The organism is Deltaproteobacteria bacterium, from assembly GCA_035063765.1.
Lineage (GTDB): Bacteria > Myxococcota_A > UBA9160 > UBA9160 > PR03 > CAADGG01.
This window is the reverse complement of the sequence record JAPSFT010000030.1, coordinates 24683-41923: the sequence shown is the minus strand read 5'-3', so window position 1 is coordinate 41923 and position 17241 is coordinate 24683. Positions and strand designations below refer to the sequence as shown.

The following is a 17241-nucleotide window of genomic DNA, read 5'->3' as shown; positions in this document are numbered from 1 at the left end:
TCAGCGGGCGTCGTGGTCGCGTGGTGCCGGCTGGACGATCCCGTAGTCGGCGAGCTCGTCGGAGGTGGCGATCGGGGCGCCGCCCTCGGAGCGCGAGCTGCTCCGGCGCGAGCGCTCCTCTCGCTTCTGGGCCGAGCGCTCGGCCTGCTTCTTCTCGCGTTCGCGCTTCAGGACGGACGGTCGCTTGCTCGCCATCGGGTTGCCTCGTGAGCCCCCGGCGACCGGCCGCGGGCCCGAGCTCGGAATCGCGGCGCCGCTCGAGCACGATGCTCCGGAGGCGGATGCCGCAGGACTCTTGCGGAGACGGGGAGGAAGGGCCGAGCCCGGAGTCGACGTCGACCGGGAGAGCTCCTGGCAGGTGGATAGCCCAGCCGGAGCCGATCTCCCAGGCGGGGGTGCCGGGCCCCATTCGCGGGGAGGCCTTCAGCGCTTCCCGCGGCTTCCGAAGGGATGGGACGGATCGGAGGAGGCCCGATGGACACCACGCGCCTGCGGCCCGTCCATTGGCTCGGCAAGCTGCCCGGTGAGAGCGCGCTCGCGCCCTGCCTGGTCGTGATCTGCGGCCCGGACCTCGGGCGCAGGATCCCGCTCGAGGACCCGACGCTCGTGATCGGCCGCGAGACGGAGGCCGACGTGGTCGTTCCGGTCGACGGCATCTCGCGGGCGCACTGCCGCGTGGAGCTCGCCGACGGCGTCTGGCTGCGCGACCTCGGCTCGACCAACGGCACCTGGCTCAACGGCCGCCCGGTCCCCGCCGATCGGCCCGTGCGCCTCACGAGCGGGGACCGCATCGAGCTCGTCGGCGTGGTCTTCAAGTTCCTCGCCGGCGGCGACGTCGAGTCGCAGTACCACGAGGAGATCTACCAGCTCACGATCGTGGACGGGCTCACGCGCGCCTTCAACCGCCGCTACCTGATGGACTTCGTGGCGCGCGAGATCTCGCGCTGCCGCCGCCACGCGCGGCCGCTCTCGGTCCTGCTCTTCGACGTCGACCGCTTCAAGACGATCAACGACGGCTTCGGGCACGCCGCGGGCGACCACCTCCTGCGCAGCGCCGTCGAGGTGGCTCGCGAGGGGGTGCGCCGCGAGGAGTGCCTGGCGCGCTACGGGGGCGACGAGTTCGTGATCGTGATGCCCGAGACGAGCCTCGCCGGTGCGCGCATCGTGGCCGAGCGCATGCGCGGCCGCGTCGAGCTCCACGAGTTCCACTGGCACGGCCAGCGCCTCCCGGTCACGATCTCGGCCGGCGTCGCCGCCCTCGGGCCGGAGGTGATCGCGCCCGAGGACCTGATCTCGGCGGCCGACGCCCGCCTGCTCGAGGCCAAGGTCGCCGGGCGCAACCGCGCCATGGGCTGAGCCGGGCCGCAGGAGTATCCTCCGCGCTCCATCCGAGCGGAGGACCCCCGTGAAGCTCTACGACTCGATCGGACCCAACCCGCGCATCGTGCGCATGTTCCTGGCCGAGAAGGGCGTCGTGATCCCGCGCGAGCCCGTCGACCTGATGAAGGGCGACAACCGCCGCGAGCCGCACCTGCGCCGCAACCCGTCCGGCCAGATGCCCTGTCTCGAGCTCGACGACGGCAGCTTCCTCTCCGAGATCCTGCCGATCTGCGAGTACCTCGAGGAGAAGCACCCGCAGCCGGTCCTGGTCGGCGCGACGCCCGAGGAGCGCGCCCGGACCCGCATGTGGCTGCGCCGCATCGACCTCAACATCGTCGAGCCGCTGGCGAACGGCTTCCGCTACGCCGAAGGGCTCGCGCTCTTCAAGGACCGCATGCACGTGATCCCGCAGGCCGCCGACGACCTGAAGGCGATCGCGCGCGAGAAGCTCGCGTGGCTCGACGGGCTGATGGCCGGCAACGAGTGGATCGCGGGTGCGCGCTTCACGCTCGCCGACCTCTTCCTGTTCGGCTTCCTCGACTTCGGCCGCACGGTCGGCCAGCCGCTCGACGCGAAGCTCGCCTGGATCCCGCGCTGGTTCGAGCGCGTGGCGGCGCGGCCGAGCGCGGAGTCGAGCAAGGCTTGAGCGGGCCGCGCTTTGCGCGGCGCGCCGCCTGGGACCTGACGCCCGGCCCCCTGGCCGCGCGGGCGGCGGAGCGCCGCGCGCGCGGCCAGCCGGTCCTCGACCTCGCCGATGCGAACCCGACCCGCGCGGGCTTCCGGGAGCCCGCCGCAGCGCTCGCCGGGGCGCTGGCCGCAGCGGCGCGCGATCCGCGCTCGGCCCGTTACGAGCCGGACCCGCGCGGGCCGCTCGCGGCGCGCGCGGCGATCGCTGCCCTGCACGCCTGCGACGGAGCCGCGGTCGGGCCCGGGCAGGTGCTGCTCACCGCCGGCACCAGCGAGGGCTACGCGCACCTGTTCCGGGTGCTCGCGGACCCGGGCGACCTCGTCCACCTGCCGGCCCCGGGCTATCCGCTCTTCGAGCACCTGGCCGCGCTCGAGGGCGTGGACGCGCATCGCTACCCGCTGCGCGAGCCCGCGGGCGGCGGCGCGCGCTGGCGGATCGACGTTGCGGCGCTCGCCGCGGCGATCGAGCCGCGCAGCCGCGCGATCGTCCTGATCCATCCCCACAACCCGACCGGCAGCTTCGTCGACCCCGCCGACCTGGCGGCGCTGCGCGCCCTCGCGGCGGCGCGCCGCCTCGCGCTCGTCTCCGACGAGGTCTTCGCGGATTCCGCGCTCACGCCGGACGCGCCCGCGGGCGCGCTGGCCGGCGCCGCCGACGGCGGGGGGCCGCTGCACTTCGTGCTCTCGGGCGCCTCCAAGCTGCTGGCGCTCCCGCAGCTCAAGGTCGCCTGGATCGTGGTGGCCGGCCCGGCGGCGGCGCGCGACGAGGCGCTCGCGCGCCTCGAGTTCGCGGCCGACGCCTACCTCTCGGTGTCCCCCCTGCTGGCGGCCGCGCTCCCGGGCCTGCTCGGTCAGCGCGAGGCGATCGGCGCCGCACTGCGCGCGCGTGTCGCCGCCAACCGCACCCGGCTCGTCGCGACGCTCGAAGGCGTCGGCGCGCACGTGCTGCCGGCCGAGGCGGGCTGGGCGGCGATCGTGCGCGTCCCGGGCGCCCGCGACGAGGAGGCGCTCGCGCTCGGCCTGCTCGACGGCCCGGGCCTCCTCGTGCAGCCCGGCTTCCTCTTCGATCTCGAGCCCGAGGACCCCGCCGGCGCGCCCTGCGCCCATCTCGTCGTGGCTCTCCTCCTCGAGTCTGGGCGCTTCGCAAGCGCCGCCGGCGCGCTGGCCGCCTTCCTCGCGGAGCGGCGCGCGCCGCGCTCCTCCTGAGGGTGCCGAGGACGCGATCGAGGTCAGGGGGTGCGGCTGCCGCCCGCCGGCTCCGGGGTGGCACCGCCGAGGCACTCGAGGACGGCGGCCAGGTCGGGCGCGAGCGGCACCTCGAGCCGCAGCCCGAGCGACGGCAGCGCGAGCGCGGCGCAGTGCAGGAAGGGGCGGTCGAGGCCCGCGCGCTCGGCCAGGTGGCGGTTCGAGGGCGCGTGCCCGTAGCGCTCGTCGCCGAGGACCGGCTGGCCCACGCCCGCGAGGTGGCGCCGGATCTGGTGGGTGCGGCCGGTCTCGGGCTCGACCGCGAGGAGCGCGTGGCCCGACACCACGGAGAGACGGCGGTAGCGGGTCGCGGCGGGCCGCGCGCGGCCCTCCTCGACGATCGGCCGGGCGATCCGCCCGCGCGCGCGGCCGACGCCGCGCACGAGCGCGAGGTAGCGCTTGCCGACCGCCGGATCCGCGAGGGCGGCCTGGACGCGGGCGACCTCTGCCGCCGAGCGCGCGAAGAGGCACACGCCGCTGGTCTCGGCGTCGAGCCGGTGGGCGGGGACGGCGGCCCCGGCCCCCGGCAGGGCGCGCACGCGCTCGAGGAGCGAGCCCGGGCGCTCGGGGTGCGGGACGGTCGGCAGGTGCGGCGGCTTGTCGACGGCGAGGAGCGTGTCGTCCTCGTAGAGCACCGGAACCTCTGGCGGCGCGCCCGGCGCGAGCAGCGCCACGCACTCCACCTCGGCGGTGAGCGGCATCAGGTCGAAGGGGACGAGGCGGCGGGCGCGCAGGCCGAGCCAGGCCAGGTGCGCGAGGTCGCGCGCGAGCGTGCGCGGCTCGCACGCGACGTAGGCCAGCGGCCCGGCACAGAGCGAGGCGAGCGCGCTCCGCGCGCGCGGCGCGAGCCCGCGCCGCGGCGGGTTCACGACCGCGCCGTCGAAGCGCTCGCCCTCGGCGGCGAGGCGGGGCAGGGCGGACTCGGCGGGCTCGGCGCGTACGCGGAGGCCCGCGATCCCCTGCGCGGTCGCGGCCGCGGCCGCCGCCTCGGCCGCCGGCGCGAAGCTCTCGACGGCGACGACGCGTGCACCGGCCGCCGCGAGGGACAGCGCGAGCGCGCCGTTGCCCGCGCAGACGTCGAGCAGCCGGCGCCCCGGCGCCGGGGCGAGCGCGCTCTCGATCTCGGCCCGGATCGCGGCGGCCTGCTCGCGGTGCGCCTGCGCGAAGCCGCCGGCCGCGGCGAGGACCCAGGGCGCGCCCGCGCCGGAGGGCTGGCCGCGGTGCCGGGCCGGGCCCAGGATCGTGCGCGGCGTGCCGCCGAGGAGCTGGGGCGAGCGGCCCGTGTGCTCGCTCACGGCGACGCCGCGCAGGCTGGGCAGGCGCTCGGCGAGCGCGGCGGCCGCTGCGGCCAGCGCGGCGCGATCGGGCGCGGGCGGCGTGCGCACGACGAGCGTCACGAGCAGGCCCTCGCCGCGGCCCGAGGATCCAGAGGGCTCGCGCTCGTCGCGCAGCTCGCGCAGGTCGACGGCGCGCAGCCGGCCCGGGCCATCGCCTTCGGCGCGCAGCAGCGGGCCGGCGGCGCGCGGAGGATCGGCGAGCAGGACGCGCAGGGCGGCTGCGCCCGCCGCGACGGCGGGTGCCAGCACGCGGCAGCCCGGCAGGTCGAGGACCTCGTGGCCGCCGCGCCGATACAGGCCGACGCGGGGGCCGGGCGCAACCACCAGCTTCGCGCGCGTCCGGTAGTCGGTGACGGAGGGCGCCGCGCGCACGGGCTCGGCCGCCACGTCGCGCAGAACGGCGTAGGGCGCGAGCGCCTGGCCGAGCCGCGCCGCCTTCGCCGCGAGCTGCGCCTCCGGCGCGAGCAGGATCAGCGGGCAGCCGGGGCAGCTCGAGGCGTGCGGGCAGTCGACCGGCGCGAAGCGCTCCACGCGCGCAGGTTGCCGCGCGACGCCGTGCACCGCGAGGTTGGTCCGTTGCAGCGCCGGAGCCTCCGGGCGAGAGGGGGTCCGTGCTCGCTCTCCGCGCGCGGTGGCCCTCGTACTCCAGAACCCGCCAACGCACCGCTCCGGCTGCGCGCGGGCCCCCGCTCGCCCTGCGGCTCCTCCTTGCCTCGCGGGCGGCCTACTCCCCGAGCACTCCCTGCTCGCGCAGCCGCGCGATGCGATCGGGGCCGTAGCCGAGCACCTGCGAGAGGACCTCGTCGGTGTGCTGGCCCACCGTCGGGGCGCGCGTCGGGGCCGGCAGCTCCTCGCCCGCGAAGTGGACCGGGAAGGGCAGCATGTCGGCTCCGTGCTGCTCGTGGGGGTACCAGGGGAAGCGCGCCTGGAACTGCGGGTCGCCGGCGATCGTCTTCGGCGTGTTGACGGGCGCCACCGGGAAGTTCTTCTCGGCGCCGAGGCGCAGCCACTCCGCGCTCGTGCGGGTGCGGAAGATCTCGCGCAGCTCGCGCTGGAGCGCGCGGTTGCCCCGCGCGTGGTCGGCGTAGCGGGAGCCGGGCCAGCGCTCGAAGAGCTCGGGCCGGCCGACGGCTTCGCAGAAATGCTTCCAGAAGGCCTGCTCGCTGGCCATGAAGAGCACGTGCCCGTCCCGGGACTCGTAGATCTGGTAGCGGACGCCCTCGCGCATCCCGGCGGTGCCGGGCGCGCGGCGCTCGTAGCCGTCGGCCTGGTTGCCCGTGACCACGTCGGCGGGGCGCTCGTACGCGCGCCAGCTCTCGATCCGGTACCAGTCCATGTAGGCTGCGGCGTCGCTCTGCCCGAGCTCGAGCTGGCAGCCCTGGCCGGTCTCGCGCGCGCGCAGCACGGCGGCCAGGATCCCGAGCGCGCCGAAGAGCGGACCGGCGTGCATCCCGATCGAGGCGTGCTCGGGGATGTAGGTGAAGCCCTCGTCGTCGCGCGCCACGCCGACGACGCCGGCCCAGGTGTCGAAGGCGATGCCGTGGGCGGGAAGCTCCTGGTAGGGCCCGCTGCTCCCGTAGCCGGAGATGTTGCAGAAGACGAGCTTCGGGTGGAGCGCGCGCAGCTCCTCGTAGCCGAGCCCGCGCCGCGCGAGCGAGCCCGGCCGCATGGCCTCGACCACCACGTCGGCGCCGCGCGCCAGGTCCTTGTACACCTCGACCGCCTCGGGCTTGCGCAGGTCGAGCACGAGCGAGCGCTTGCCGCGGTGCACGTGCAGGTGGAGCAGCGACACGCCCTCGACGATCGGCCAGGTCATCTCGCGGATGTAGTCGCCGGCGGGCGACTCCACCTTGATCACGTCCGCGCCGAGATCGGCCAGGTGGGTCGTGATGGCGCCCGGCCCGAGCAGCGAGGACTCGATCACGCGCAGCCCGGCGAGGGGCGGACGCTGGGCCCCCACCCTCAGAGTCCCGAGCGGAACGGCGCGTCGCCGTCCAGCACGTCGGCCGCCACCAGGTCCTCGAGATGGCGCGGGTCCCACCAGGTGATCTGGAGCTGCTTCGCGCGCCGGAAGTAGAGCTGGATGTCGTACTCGATCGTGAAGCCGACGCCGCCCCAGACCTGCTGGCACATCGCGGTGAGATCGCGCCAGGTCTGGCAGGCGAAGAGCTTCGCCATCGGCGCGAGGCGCGCCGTCGAGCGGCCGTGGTCGCGCGCCCAGGCGGCCTCGTAGACGAGGGTCTTGCCCCCGTCCACCGCGGTGGCGGCATCGGCCAGGTAGTGCGAGATCGCCTGGAAGGCGCCGAGCGGCTTGTCGAACTGCTGGCGGTCCTTCGCGTACTGCACGGTGATCTCGAGGGCGCGCTCGGCGCCGCCCATCGCGAGGGCCGCGAGCAGCACGATGCCGTCGTGCATCACGCGCTCCCAGGCGGCCCAGCCGGAGCCGGCGGCGCCGAGCCGCGCCGATGCCGGCACGCGCACGGCGTCGAAGCGCACCTGGTACTGGGTGTCGGCCGCGAGGCTCTTCTGCTGGGTCAGCGTGACGCCGGGCGCCCGCGGGTCGACCAGGAACAGGTCCACGGCCGTGTCGGCGGCGCCCGTGCGCGCGAGCACCACGAGGCGGCTCGCGGCGCTCGCGAAGGGCACGTGGCGCTTCAGGCCCGCGAGCACGAAGCCGTCGCCCTCCGCGCGCGCGGCGAGCTGGACGCCGCGCGGGCCGAAGCCGCCGTCGGGCTCCATCCACGCGGGGGTCAGGATCGCCTCGCCCGCGGCGACGCGCGGCAGCCACTCGCGCTGCTGTGCCTCGCTGCCGGCTGCCTGCAGGACGCCCGCGCCCATCACCGCGCTCGCGAAGTGGGGCGAGGGCGAGAGTGCTCGGCCGAGCTCCTCGTACACGATCGCGGCGTCGAGCAGGCCGAGCCCCGAGCCCCCGAACGACTCCGGGATCAGGACGCCCGTGACGCCGGTCTCCGCGAGCTGCTTCCAGAAGGCCGGCGGGTAGCCGGTCGGGTCGTCCTCCAGCTTGCGGACGACCTCGAGCGGCGCGTGCTCCGCGCACACGCGGCGCACGGTCTCGCGCAGCAGCTCCTGTTCCTCGGTGAGATCGAGATCCATCTCAGGGCCTCCACTCCGCGCCCTTGCGCCGCCAGGGGTTGTCGCCGGGCGCGCTCGGGAGCGCGATTCGCGCCGTGCACTCGCCGCAGGCGCGCTCGCCGACGCTCACCCGCACGGCCACCTCGACCCAGGCGCAGCCGGCGTCGTCGGTCTCCACCTTCTCGACGGTGCCGCGGAAGACCATCCGGTCGCCCGGGAAGATCGAGTCGCGGATCCGGAAGCGAACGCGGCCGAGCCGGCCGGTGGGGCCGCACCAGTCGCCGAGGTAGCGCTCGTACCAGGCCGCCAGGTTCGGCGTGTTCAGGAAGATGTCGCGCACGCCGTTGCGCTGCTGCGCGAAGTCCCGGTCGTGGTGCATCGGCCGCCAGTCGCGGCTCGCGAGCGCGCCGAGCACCACGGTCGTGGCGCTCACGTCCACCGCCAGCTCGGGCAGCGCGAGGCCCGGCTTCACGTCGCCGATCGTGAGGCTCACGACTCCCTCCGGTACCCGAAGCCGGTGTAGGTCTCGGTGCCGACCCACTCGCCGCGCTGGTTCTGGTACTCGACGTCGATGACCCAGAAGCGGCCCTGGCCGAGCTTGGTCTGCTTCGGCTCGGAGACCGAGCGCAGCACCTGCCAGGTCGTGAGCCGGTCGCCGGGGCGCACCGGCTCGCCGAACACGATCGTGTTGTCGGTCATCACGGCCTCGGGGAGGTCCAGCTTCTCCTTCAGGTCGAAGTGGACCTGGAGCGGCTGGGCGGTGCCGCTCCGGTGGGGCGCCCAGTAGTGCGGCCGGAACCAGACCGAGAGCATGGTCGGCGGCGCGATCCAGCCGCCGGTCAGCTCCCGGGCCACGGCCTCGTCCCAGTAGAGCGGGTTGCCGTTCTCGACCGACGCGCAGGTCGTGGCCACGTAGCCGCGCTCGACGTCGAACTCGCCGGGCTGCTCGTAGCGCTTCTGGCCGATCCAGCCCGCCACTTCCTCCGGCAGCTCGGACATGGCGCCTCCTTCACGCGACGACGCCGTCGCGGCGCAGGGTCTCGATCGCCTCGGGCGCGAGGCCGGCCTCGCGCAGCAGGCGATCCGTGTCGGTGTCGGACGCGTCGCGGGCACGCGTCGGGCCGGCGAGCGGGGTCTGGCCGGCGAGCACGGGGCCCACCTGGCGCACGCTCCCGTGCGCCGGGTGCTCGGCCGTGGCCCAGACGCCGCGCGCCGCGAAGTGCGGGTCGCGGGCGGCCTCGGCGACGCTCGAGACCGGCGCGACGCAGGCGTCGCCGGGCCCGAGCTCGGCCACCCAGGCGTCGCGGTCGCGGGTGGCGAAGGCCGCGGCGAGGTCCGCGCGCAGCGCGTCCTGGCGCGCGTCGTCCATCTGGTGCGGGATCCAGCGTTCGAGGCCGAGCGCCTTGGCGAGGTTCGCGAAGAACCGGGGCTCGATCGCGCCGACCGCGAGCCAGCGCCCGTCGCGGCAGCGGTAGACGTCGTAGCAGGCGTAGCGGCCGGTCAGGAGGTCGCTGCCGGGGCCCGGCTCCGCGCCGGTCGCCAGGTGCTGGTCCGCGTGGAGCGCCATCAGCGAGAGCACGCCGTCGGCGACCGACACGTCGAGGTGTTCGCCGCGGCCCGTGCGGGTGCGGCGCAGGAGGGCCGCCAGGATCGCGAGCGCCGCGTGCATGCCGCCGGCCGCGGAGTCCGCGATCGTGGCGCCCGGCAGCGCGGGGCCGCCGTCGGCGCGCCGGCCCGAGCAGTCGAGGTAGCCGGCAACCGCCAGGTAGTCGAGATCGTGGCCGGCCCAGCCCGCGTAGGGGCCGGTCTGGCCGTAGCCGCTGGTCGAGCAGAGGACGAGCCGCGGGTTGCGCTCGGCGAGCGCGCGGTAGCCGATTCCGAGCCGGTCCACGACGCCGGGCCGGAAGCTCTCGAGCACCACGTCGGCGCGCTCGGCCAGCGCGAGGAAGGCCGCGCGGCCCGCGGGCGCCTTCAGGTCGATGCGGGCGCGCAGCATCCCGCGCCCGGCCCCGTAGGCCCACCAGGCGGGCTCGATCTGCACGCCGGCGCGCCGCGGCGGCGTCCCGATCTTGACGACGCGCGCTCCGTAGTCGGCGAGGATCCGCGCGCAGCGCGCGGCCGGCCCGACCGTCGAGAGGTCGAGCACCGTCGTGCCGTCGAGCGCGGGGGGCTGGGGGGTCATCGACTTCGTGCCGGCCTCAGAAGTTCCGGGGCAGGCCGAGCTTGCGCCGGGCGATGATGTTCTTCTGGATCTCGGACGCGCCGCCGCCGATCGTGTCGATCACCGAGTAGCGGTACGACATCTCGGGGCGGCCCCGCATCGGCGCCTCGGCCGTGTGGACGCGCAGCTGCGCGCCCGGTCCGGCGAGGTCCAGCATCGCGTTGCCGACGCGCTGCGAGAGCTGGGTCGCGAAGAGCTTGTACTCGCTCGCCTCGACGGTGGGCGGCTTGCCCTTCACGCTGCGCGCGGCGGCCAGGAAGCGCAGGCCGAGCACGCGTGCCACCTCGCACTCGGTGGCGAGCCGCGCGATGCGGCTGCGCAGGTGCGGGTCGCGGCGCAGCGGCTCGCCGTCACGCACGGCCCCGCGCACCCAGTCCACCAGCTCCTCGAGGCGCTGCTCGGTCGGCGAGAAGGTGAACATCGTGAAGCGCTCCAGGTCGAGCGCCTCGGAGATGTAGCGGAAGCCCGCGCCGAGCTCGCCCACCCGGTAGTCGTCGTGCACGAAGACGTCGTCGAAGAAGACCGTGTTGGTGATCTCGTCGCCGATCGTCGGCATCGGCTGGACGGTGAGGCCCGGGTGCTTCATCGGGATCAGGAAGAGGCTGATCCCGTCGTGCTTGGGCGCCTCGGGGTTCGTGCGCGCGCCGAGCCAGTACCAGTCGGCGAAGTGCGCGGAGGTGGTCCAGATCTTCTGGCCGTCGAGCCGCCAGCCTGCGCCGTCCCGCACCGCGCGGAGCTGCATGTTGGCCGCGTCGGAGCCGGCCTGCGGCTCGCTGTAGCCCACCGCGAACTCGATCTCGCCGCGGATGATCTGGGGCAGGAACTCGCGCTTCAGCTTCTCCGAGCCGTGCCGGATCAGGGTCTTGCCGATGATGCCGACGCCCTTGCCGATCTGGGGGCAGCCGCGCCGCGCGAGCGCCTCGTTCAGGATGTACTCGTAGACGCCGGGCCGCTCCTGGCCGCCGTACTCCCGGGGCCAGGTCATGCCGAGCCAGCCGCGCGCGGCGAGCTTCTTCATGAAGGCGCGCCGCGGCGGGGTGTCCACGATCTGCGCCATGTTCTCGCGGGTCACGTCGGCGACGTCGGGCGTCGCGTGCTCGTCGAGGAAGCGCTCGACCTCGGCGGCGAAGGCCCGCTCCTCGGGAGAGAACTGGAAGTCCAAGGGATCGTCTCCTCACAGGCGGGTCCAGGATATACGAGACGATCCGTATTGTAAATCACCCGAGCTCTCGTCCGGGGGAAGTCTGGATCGCCCTCCAACCATGGATGAGCGGCAACGCGGCGGCCGCGGGTGAGGGATCCTACGATGCCGCCGGTCTGCCGCGCCCCGCGCGGGGCGGACGGGAGGACTTCGCGATGCAGGAGTTCCGCGACCGGATCGCCGTCGTGACGGGGGGCGGCTCCGGGATGGGCCGCGAGCTCGCGAAGCAGCTCGCCGCCGAGGGCTGCCACGTGGCGATCTGCGACGTGTCGGCCGAGCACATGGGCGAGACGAAGGCGCAGTGCGAGCGCGCCGCACCCGCCGGCACCCGCGTGACGGCCCATCCCTGCGACGTCTCGGACGAGCGGCAGGTGCTGGCCTTCCGCGACGCGGCGCTCGCGGCGCACGCGACCGGCCACGTCCACCTGCTCTTCAACAACGCCGGCATCGGGGGCGGCGGCAGCCTCGTCACCGACGACCGCGCCGAGTGGGACAAGACCTTCGCGGTGTGCTGGGGCGGCGTCTACCACTGCACGCGCGCCTTCCTGCCCGCGCTCGTCGCGAGCCCCGGGGCGCACCTGGTCAACACGAGCTCCGTCAACGGCTTCTGGGCGAGCCTCGGGCTCGGGATCCCGCACACCGCCTACAGCGCCGCGAAGTTCGCGGTGAAGGGCTTCTCGGAGGCGCTGATCACGGACCTGCGCGTGAACGCCCCCCACGTGAAGGTCTCGGTCGTGATGCCCGGCCACATCGGCACCTCGATCGTCAGCAACAGCGCCGCGGTGTTGGGCCGGCCGAGCCCGAAGGAGATGACCGCCGAGGACCTGGTCCCGATCCGCGAGCGGCTGAAGCGCCAGGGCCTGCCCGCCGACGGGATCCCCGACGACCTGCTCCGCGCCGGCCTCCAGCAGATGGCCGACGACTTCCGCGACAAGGCCCCGCTCAGCGCGGCCGCTGCCGCCACGATCATCCTCGACGGCGTGCGCCGGGGCGAGTGGCGGATCCTGGTCGGGGAGGACGCGCAGGAGCTCGACCGGATGGTGCGCGGCGATCCGACGCGCGCCTACGACGAGTCGTTCCTGGAGGAGCTGCGCCGCCGCGGCGTGTTCGGGGCCCTGCGTGTCGGGGGCTAGGCGCGCGCTGCGCAGCGCCCTCGCGGCCTCGGCGGCCGGGTGGGCGATCGGGGCCTTCGTGCTCGCAGGGCCGGCGTCCGCGCAGCCGCGGATCGCCGCCGAGGTCGCGGCGCAGGCGGCGGCGGGCGGGAGCGTGCGCGTGCTCGTCGAGCTCGAGGTGCCCTTCGCGGCGGAGGGCCGGCTCGCGCCGGCGCGGCGCGGGGAGCAGCGAGGCGCGATCGCGAGCGCCCAGGCGGGGCTCGCCGCGGCGCTCGCGGGGCGCCCGCACCGGGTCGCGCGCGTCTTCCGCTCGCTGCCCGCCGTGGCGCTCGAGGTCGGGGCCGGCGCCCTCGACGCCCTGGCCCGCTCCCCACTCGTCGTGCGGGTGACGCCGGACGAGCTGCACGCTCCCCTGCTCGACGTGAGCGTGCCGCTCGTCGAGGCGGACCAGAGCGCGGCCCTCGGCGCGGACGGCACCGGCCAGGCGCTCGTGATCCTCGACACGGGCGTGGACGCGGCGCACCCGAACCTGGCGGGCAAGGTCGTGGCCGAGGCCTGCTTCGCGTCCGGCGCGCCCGGACCCGCGGGCGACTGCCCGGACGGCAGCGGGACCCAGAGCGGCCCCGGCGCCGCCGCCGCCTGCAGCTTCTCGAACGAGTGCTTCCACGGCACCCACGTCGCCGGCATCGCCGCCGGCGAGGGGCCGAGCTACGACGGCGTCGCGCCGGGCGCCGGCCTGATCGCGATCCAGGTGGCCTCCGAGATCAGCGACGCGGGCGCCTGCAGCCCGAGCCCCGCCCCCTGCGCGCGCTCCTACGAGTCCGACCTGATCGCCGCGCTCGAGGAGGTCCACGACGAGCTCCGCTTCACCTGGCCGATCGCAGCCGTGAACGTGAGCCTCGGCGGGGCCGTCTGGACCTCGCAGCCGGCCTGTGACGCGAGCAACGCCGCCTACAAGGCCGCGATCGACAATCTGCGCTCGGTCGGCATCGCCACCGTGATCGCGGCGGGCAACGACGGCGTCGCGAACGGGATCGCCGAGCCCGCCTGCATCTCCTCGGCGGTGAGCGTCGGCGCGAGCAACGATGCCGACGGGGTGGCGAGCTTCACGAACCAGGCCCCGTTCCTCTCGCTCTGGGCGCCGGGCGTCTCGATCCGCGCGCCCTACTACGGGGGGACGGGCTACGCCAACGCGAGCGGCACCTCGATGGCGGCGCCCCACGTCGCGGGCGCCTGGGCGATCCTGCGCGGCGTGGCTCCGGACGCGGAGGTGGGCGAGATCCTGGCAGCGCTCCAGGCGACCGGTGCGCCGATGCCCTACACCAGCCGCATCCGGGTCCGCGCGGCGCTCGACGCGCTCACGATCGCCTGCGCGAACGGCCTCGACGACGACGGCGACGGACTGGCGGATCTCGACGATCCCGGCTGCAGCGGCCCGGCCGACGACGGCGAGCTCGGAAGCTCCGCGTGCGACGACGGGCTCGACAACGACGGGGACGGCTTCACCGACGCCGCCCAGGATCCCGGCTGCTTCGCCCCGGCCGCCGGCGACGAGGACCCCGACTGCCAGGACGGCGCGGACAACGACCTCGACGGTGCCGTCGACTTCGACGGCGGCGCTTCGCGCAACGGCGGCACACCGATCGCCAGCGCCGATCCGCAGTGCCCCCAGGCGTGGGCCGCCAGGGAGAAGGCGGCGAGCTGCGGGCTCGGCGCGGAGCTGGCCCTGCTCCTCGCGGCCCTGCGCGCGCGCCGGCGCCGCGGCTGACGCCAGGGGCGCGGCTCGCACCCCCGCGGCGCGACCGGACCCTCAGCGGCGCCCGCGCAGCGGGTTCGCCCGCCGGTGCCGGCCCGCGAGCGCGAGGCCCATCCCCGCGGCGAACGCCGCGCCCGCGCCGCTCGGCTCGGGAAGGGTGAAGTAGACGGTCGCCTGCCCCTTGAGGGTGCCGAAGTCGTCGTGGAAGCTGACGAACAGGTTGCCGGTCGTGAACCCGGCGTCGGAGCTCGGCAGGGCGTCGCCCTCCAGCGCGTCGGGCCCGAAGAAGAGGACGCCGAGGCTGCGGATCGCGTAGCCGTTGACCGGATGGCCGGCCGCCGCGCCCAGCTCGCTGTCGGCTGCAAATTGGTCTCCTAAGGGCGTATCGGCGGACGTCTGGAGCGTGCCGGCGCTCGCGCTCCAGACGAAGCCGGCACCCTCGAGGCTCGTGCCGAGCGACACCAGCGCGCTCGGATGGAGGCCGTGGTCCGGATCGGCATCGGCGTCGGCGACACCGTCGTCGAAGACGAGCAATCCGTTCACCCGCTCGGCGTCCGAGAGGAACCAGGCGTAGCTGCCGGACACCCCCGTCACCTCCCCCGCGAACGGGAATCCGACGTCGGCCGCGGCGAGTTCCGGCCCCACGCCGATGCCCAGCACGACCAGGCCCGCTGCCCGGATCCCACTCCCGATCCTCGCCCTGGTGGTACCCATCCTGTTCCCCTCCTGCCCCCGGGTCGGCCCATGGGACCCCCTGCGCAGGTCCACGCCGCGAGCCGGACGAACGCCGGTCGCCCGGATCGATAGCACCCCGGGCGGGACGAGGGCGTGCGCGCAGGCCGTGCGGGGCGGCTGTGGTCCGAAGCACCCGCTCCGGGCGCGGGAGATACCGGCGCGAGATGACAGGACCTGATCAGCCATGACGGGTACACGAGTCCGCTGAGGAGGGGAGCGATGATCTCGGCGCGCGTGTGGGGCGGGGCGGTGGCGGCGATCCTGGCCGCGGGACCTCTGGTGGCTTCGGCGCAGGAGGCTCCGGAGCGGCATGCCTACTTCGGCGAGAGCCACGTCCACACGAGCTGGTCGTTCGACGCCTACATCTTCGGCAACACCAAGACCACCCCCGCGGACGCCTACAAGTACGCGAAGGGCGAGCCCATTCCGCATCCGATGGGCTACCCGGTGAAGATCGAGACGCCGCTCGACTGGATGGGCGTCACCGACCACTCCGAGTACGCGGGCGTCGTCCAGCTCGCCAACGACCCGACCTCCGCGCTCGGCAAGCTGCCGATCGCGAAGAAGCTGATCGTCAAGACCCCCGCGGACATCCAGCGCATCTACCTCTTCCTCGGCGAGACCATGATCGAGCAGAAGCCGATCCCGGAGCTGGTCAGCCCGGAGGTCGCGGGCACCGTCTGGAAGCGCAACAACGCGATGGCCGACGCCGCCAACGAGCCGGGCAAGTTCACCGCCTTCTGCTCCTACGAGTGGACCTCGACCCCCGACAACCGGAACATGCACCGCAACGTGTTCTTCGAGGACTGCGCGAAGGTCCCCGAGCTGCCGTTCAGCTCGCTCGAGTCGGTGGATCCGACCGACCTGTGGGCGTGGATGGACGGCCAGCGCAAGGCGGGCAACGAGCTGATCGCGATCTCGCACAACGCGAACCTCTCGGACGGCCACATGTTCCCGATCGACGTGGACGAGAAGGGCCGGCCGATCGACGCCGCCTGGGCGGCGACGCGCGACCGCAACGAGCGGCTCACGGAGATCAAGCAGATCAAGGGGCAGTCGGAGACCCATCCGCTGCTCTCGCCCAACGACGAGTTCGCGAACTACGAGATCCTGAACTACCTGCTCGGCTTCCCGGAGGGCCGCTTCCCGACGATCCCCGGCAGCTACGTGCGCCAGGGCCTGAAGGACGGGATCGCGATGCAGCAGGCGCGCGGCTACAACCCGTACAAGACGGGGGTCGTCGGCGGCTCCGACTCCCACGACACGGCGGTGCCGTACCGGCAGAGCAACTTCTTCGGCGGGCACGGGAGGAACGACGGCGACATCAAGGAGCGCATGGCCGGGCACGTCTTTGCCGGCATGGACGTGCGCTTCGAGAACCCCGCCGGCCTCACGGGGGTCTGGGCCGAGGAGAACACGCGCGCGTCGCTCTTCGACGCCATGTGGCGCAAGGAGACCTTCGGAACCAGCGGCCCGCAGCTCAAGGTCCGCTTCTTCGGCGGCTGGGAGTACGGTGCCGACGCGACCTCCGCGAGCGACTGGGTCGGGACCGGCTACGCGAAGGGCGTCCCGATGGGCGGCGACCTCCCGCCCGCCGCCGCAAAGGCGCCCACGTTCCTGGTGTGGGCGCTGAAGGACCCCAGCTCCGGAAACCTCGACCGCATCCAGATCGTGAAGGGCTGGTCCGCCAGCGGCCAGAGCTTCGAGAAGGTGTACGACGTCGTCTGGGCGGGCGACCGCAAGCCCGACGCGATCAGCGGCAAGGTCCCCGCGATCGGCAGCACGGTCGACCTCGCGAAGGCGACCTACACCAACTCGATCGGCGCGGTGGAGCTCGCGACGACCTGGACGGACCCCGACTTCGATCCGTCGCTCGACGCCTTCTACTACGCGCGCGTGCTCGAGATCCCGACCCCGCGCTGGACCACGATCCAGGCTGCCGAGCTCGGCATCCCGCCGCCGCAGGAGGTGCCGGCGACGGTGCAGGAGCGCGCCTGGTCGTCGCCGATCTGGTACACGCCGAGCGCCGCGGCGCGCAAGACGGCGAAGCCGGGGACCACCGTTGCGGACCTCCAGAAGCAGGGCGCGACGCCGCTCGACGACGCGGCCCTGAAGGCCTTGGTCGTCGGCAAGTCCACCTGGCTCCAGAACGCCGTCACGGGCGGGCGCTTCCTGGCCAACTGGAACGTGGACGGGCAGCGCAACCTCAAGTACGCGAACCCCCGGGTCCCGCAGCCGAGCGAGGTCGGCGACGTGGCGGGCGACGCCTACCTCGGGCTCTCGTCCGGCTACCGGATCGCGGGCGGGAAGATCGTGACGAGCCTCGGCAATGCGCCGTTCTCGCTGGCGGTCTACCAGCTCGGCGACAAGTACTACGGCGCGCGCAGCAACGAGTTCGGCTACGCCAACTACGAGATCATCCCGGCGCCGAGCCAGCTGGGCAGCGAAGTCCAGTTCCAGCTCCAGTAGGGCCG

At 74.5% G+C, this 17241-nt stretch carries 15 protein-coding genes; 6 read left to right on the top strand and 9 right to left on the bottom strand.

What is annotated here, in order from left to right:
• Positions 1 to 195, bottom strand: coding sequence for a hypothetical protein (locus tag OZ948_17795; protein ID MEB2346583.1), 195 nt, complete (start codon positions 193 to 195; stop codon positions 1 to 3).
• Between the two features lie 279 nt (positions 196 to 474).
• Between OZ948_17795 and OZ948_17790 the strand changes: the two genes are divergently transcribed.
• From OZ948_17790 to OZ948_17780, 3 genes are read left to right on the top strand one after another with little or no spacing between them, the layout of a single operon-like run.
• Positions 475 to 1356, top strand: coding sequence for a GGDEF domain-containing protein (locus tag OZ948_17790; GenBank protein ID MEB2346582.1), 882 nt, complete (start codon positions 475 to 477; stop codon positions 1354 to 1356).
• 49 nt (positions 1357 to 1405) lie between these two features.
• Positions 1406 to 2026, top strand: a complete 621-nt coding sequence (locus tag OZ948_17785; protein MEB2346581.1) for a glutathione S-transferase family protein — start codon at positions 1406 to 1408, stop codon at positions 2024 to 2026.
• Positions 2023 to 3273 (top strand): pyridoxal phosphate-dependent aminotransferase, encoded by a 1251-nt coding sequence (locus OZ948_17780; GenBank protein ID MEB2346580.1) that lies wholly within the window; start codon positions 2023 to 2025, stop codon positions 3271 to 3273. Before OZ948_17785 ends, OZ948_17780 begins: the two co-directional genes overlap by 4 nt.
• Positions 3274 to 3296: 23 nt before the next feature.
• On the opposite strand, the gene OZ948_17775 is transcribed toward OZ948_17780, so the two are convergent.
• The 7 genes from OZ948_17775 to OZ948_17745 all read right to left on the bottom strand — a co-directional run bounded on the left by OZ948_17775 (position 3297) and on the right by OZ948_17745 (position 11125).
• Positions 3297 to 5210, bottom strand: a complete 1914-nt coding sequence (locus OZ948_17775; protein MEB2346579.1) for a pseudouridine synthase — start codon at positions 5208 to 5210, stop codon at positions 3297 to 3299.
• 163 nt (positions 5211 to 5373) lie between these two features.
• Positions 5374 to 6609, bottom strand: coding sequence for a CoA transferase (locus OZ948_17770; protein ID MEB2346578.1), 1236 nt, complete (start codon positions 6607 to 6609; stop codon positions 5374 to 5376).
• 2 nt (positions 6610 to 6611) lie between these two features.
• Positions 6612 to 7763: an acyl-CoA/acyl-ACP dehydrogenase gene (locus OZ948_17765; GenBank protein MEB2346577.1), complete on the bottom strand. Its 1152-nt coding sequence runs from the start codon at positions 7761 to 7763 to the stop codon at positions 6612 to 6614.
• A 1-nt stretch (position 7764) separates the two neighbouring features.
• Positions 7765 to 8235, bottom strand: coding sequence for a MaoC/PaaZ C-terminal domain-containing protein (locus OZ948_17760; protein ID MEB2346576.1), 471 nt, complete (start codon positions 8233 to 8235; stop codon positions 7765 to 7767).
• A complete protein-coding gene (locus OZ948_17755; protein ID MEB2346575.1) occupies positions 8232 to 8741 on the bottom strand; it encodes a MaoC family dehydratase N-terminal domain-containing protein in 510 nt (169 codons plus the stop codon). The genes OZ948_17760 and OZ948_17755 overlap by 4 nt, the downstream gene beginning before the upstream one ends.
• A gap of 10 nt (positions 8742 to 8751) precedes the next feature.
• A complete protein-coding gene (locus tag OZ948_17750) occupies positions 8752 to 9924 on the bottom strand; it encodes a CaiB/BaiF CoA-transferase family protein (GenBank protein ID MEB2346574.1) in 1173 nt (390 codons plus the stop codon).
• Positions 9925 to 9940: 16 nt separating this feature from the next.
• On the bottom strand, positions 9941 to 11125 hold the full coding sequence (locus OZ948_17745) for an acyl-CoA dehydrogenase family protein (protein ID MEB2346573.1): 1185 nt from the start codon (positions 11123 to 11125) through the stop codon (positions 9941 to 9943).
• Between the two features lie 194 nt (positions 11126 to 11319).
• Here OZ948_17745 and OZ948_17740 point away from each other — a divergent pair, with 194 nt between their 5' ends.
• Positions 11320 to 12297 (top strand): SDR family oxidoreductase, encoded by a 978-nt coding sequence (locus OZ948_17740; GenBank protein ID MEB2346572.1) that lies wholly within the window; start codon positions 11320 to 11322, stop codon positions 12295 to 12297.
• Entirely contained in the window at positions 12284 to 14044 is a 1761-nt protein-coding gene (locus tag OZ948_17735) for a S8 family serine peptidase (GenBank protein MEB2346571.1), read from the top strand. Before OZ948_17740 ends, OZ948_17735 begins: the two co-directional genes overlap by 14 nt.
• A 42-nt stretch (positions 14045 to 14086) precedes the next feature.
• Here the strand turns inward: OZ948_17735 and OZ948_17730 are convergent, their stop codons facing one another.
• Positions 14087 to 14746 (bottom strand): hypothetical protein, encoded by a 660-nt coding sequence (locus tag OZ948_17730; GenBank protein MEB2346570.1) that lies wholly within the window; start codon positions 14744 to 14746, stop codon positions 14087 to 14089.
• 240 nt (positions 14747 to 14986) lie between these two features.
• On the opposite strand from OZ948_17730, the gene OZ948_17725 reads away from it, so the two are divergent.
• Positions 14987 to 17236: a DUF3604 domain-containing protein gene (locus OZ948_17725; protein MEB2346569.1), complete on the top strand. Its 2250-nt coding sequence runs from the start codon at positions 14987 to 14989 to the stop codon at positions 17234 to 17236.
• Positions 17237 to 17241 lie beyond the last annotated feature (5 nt).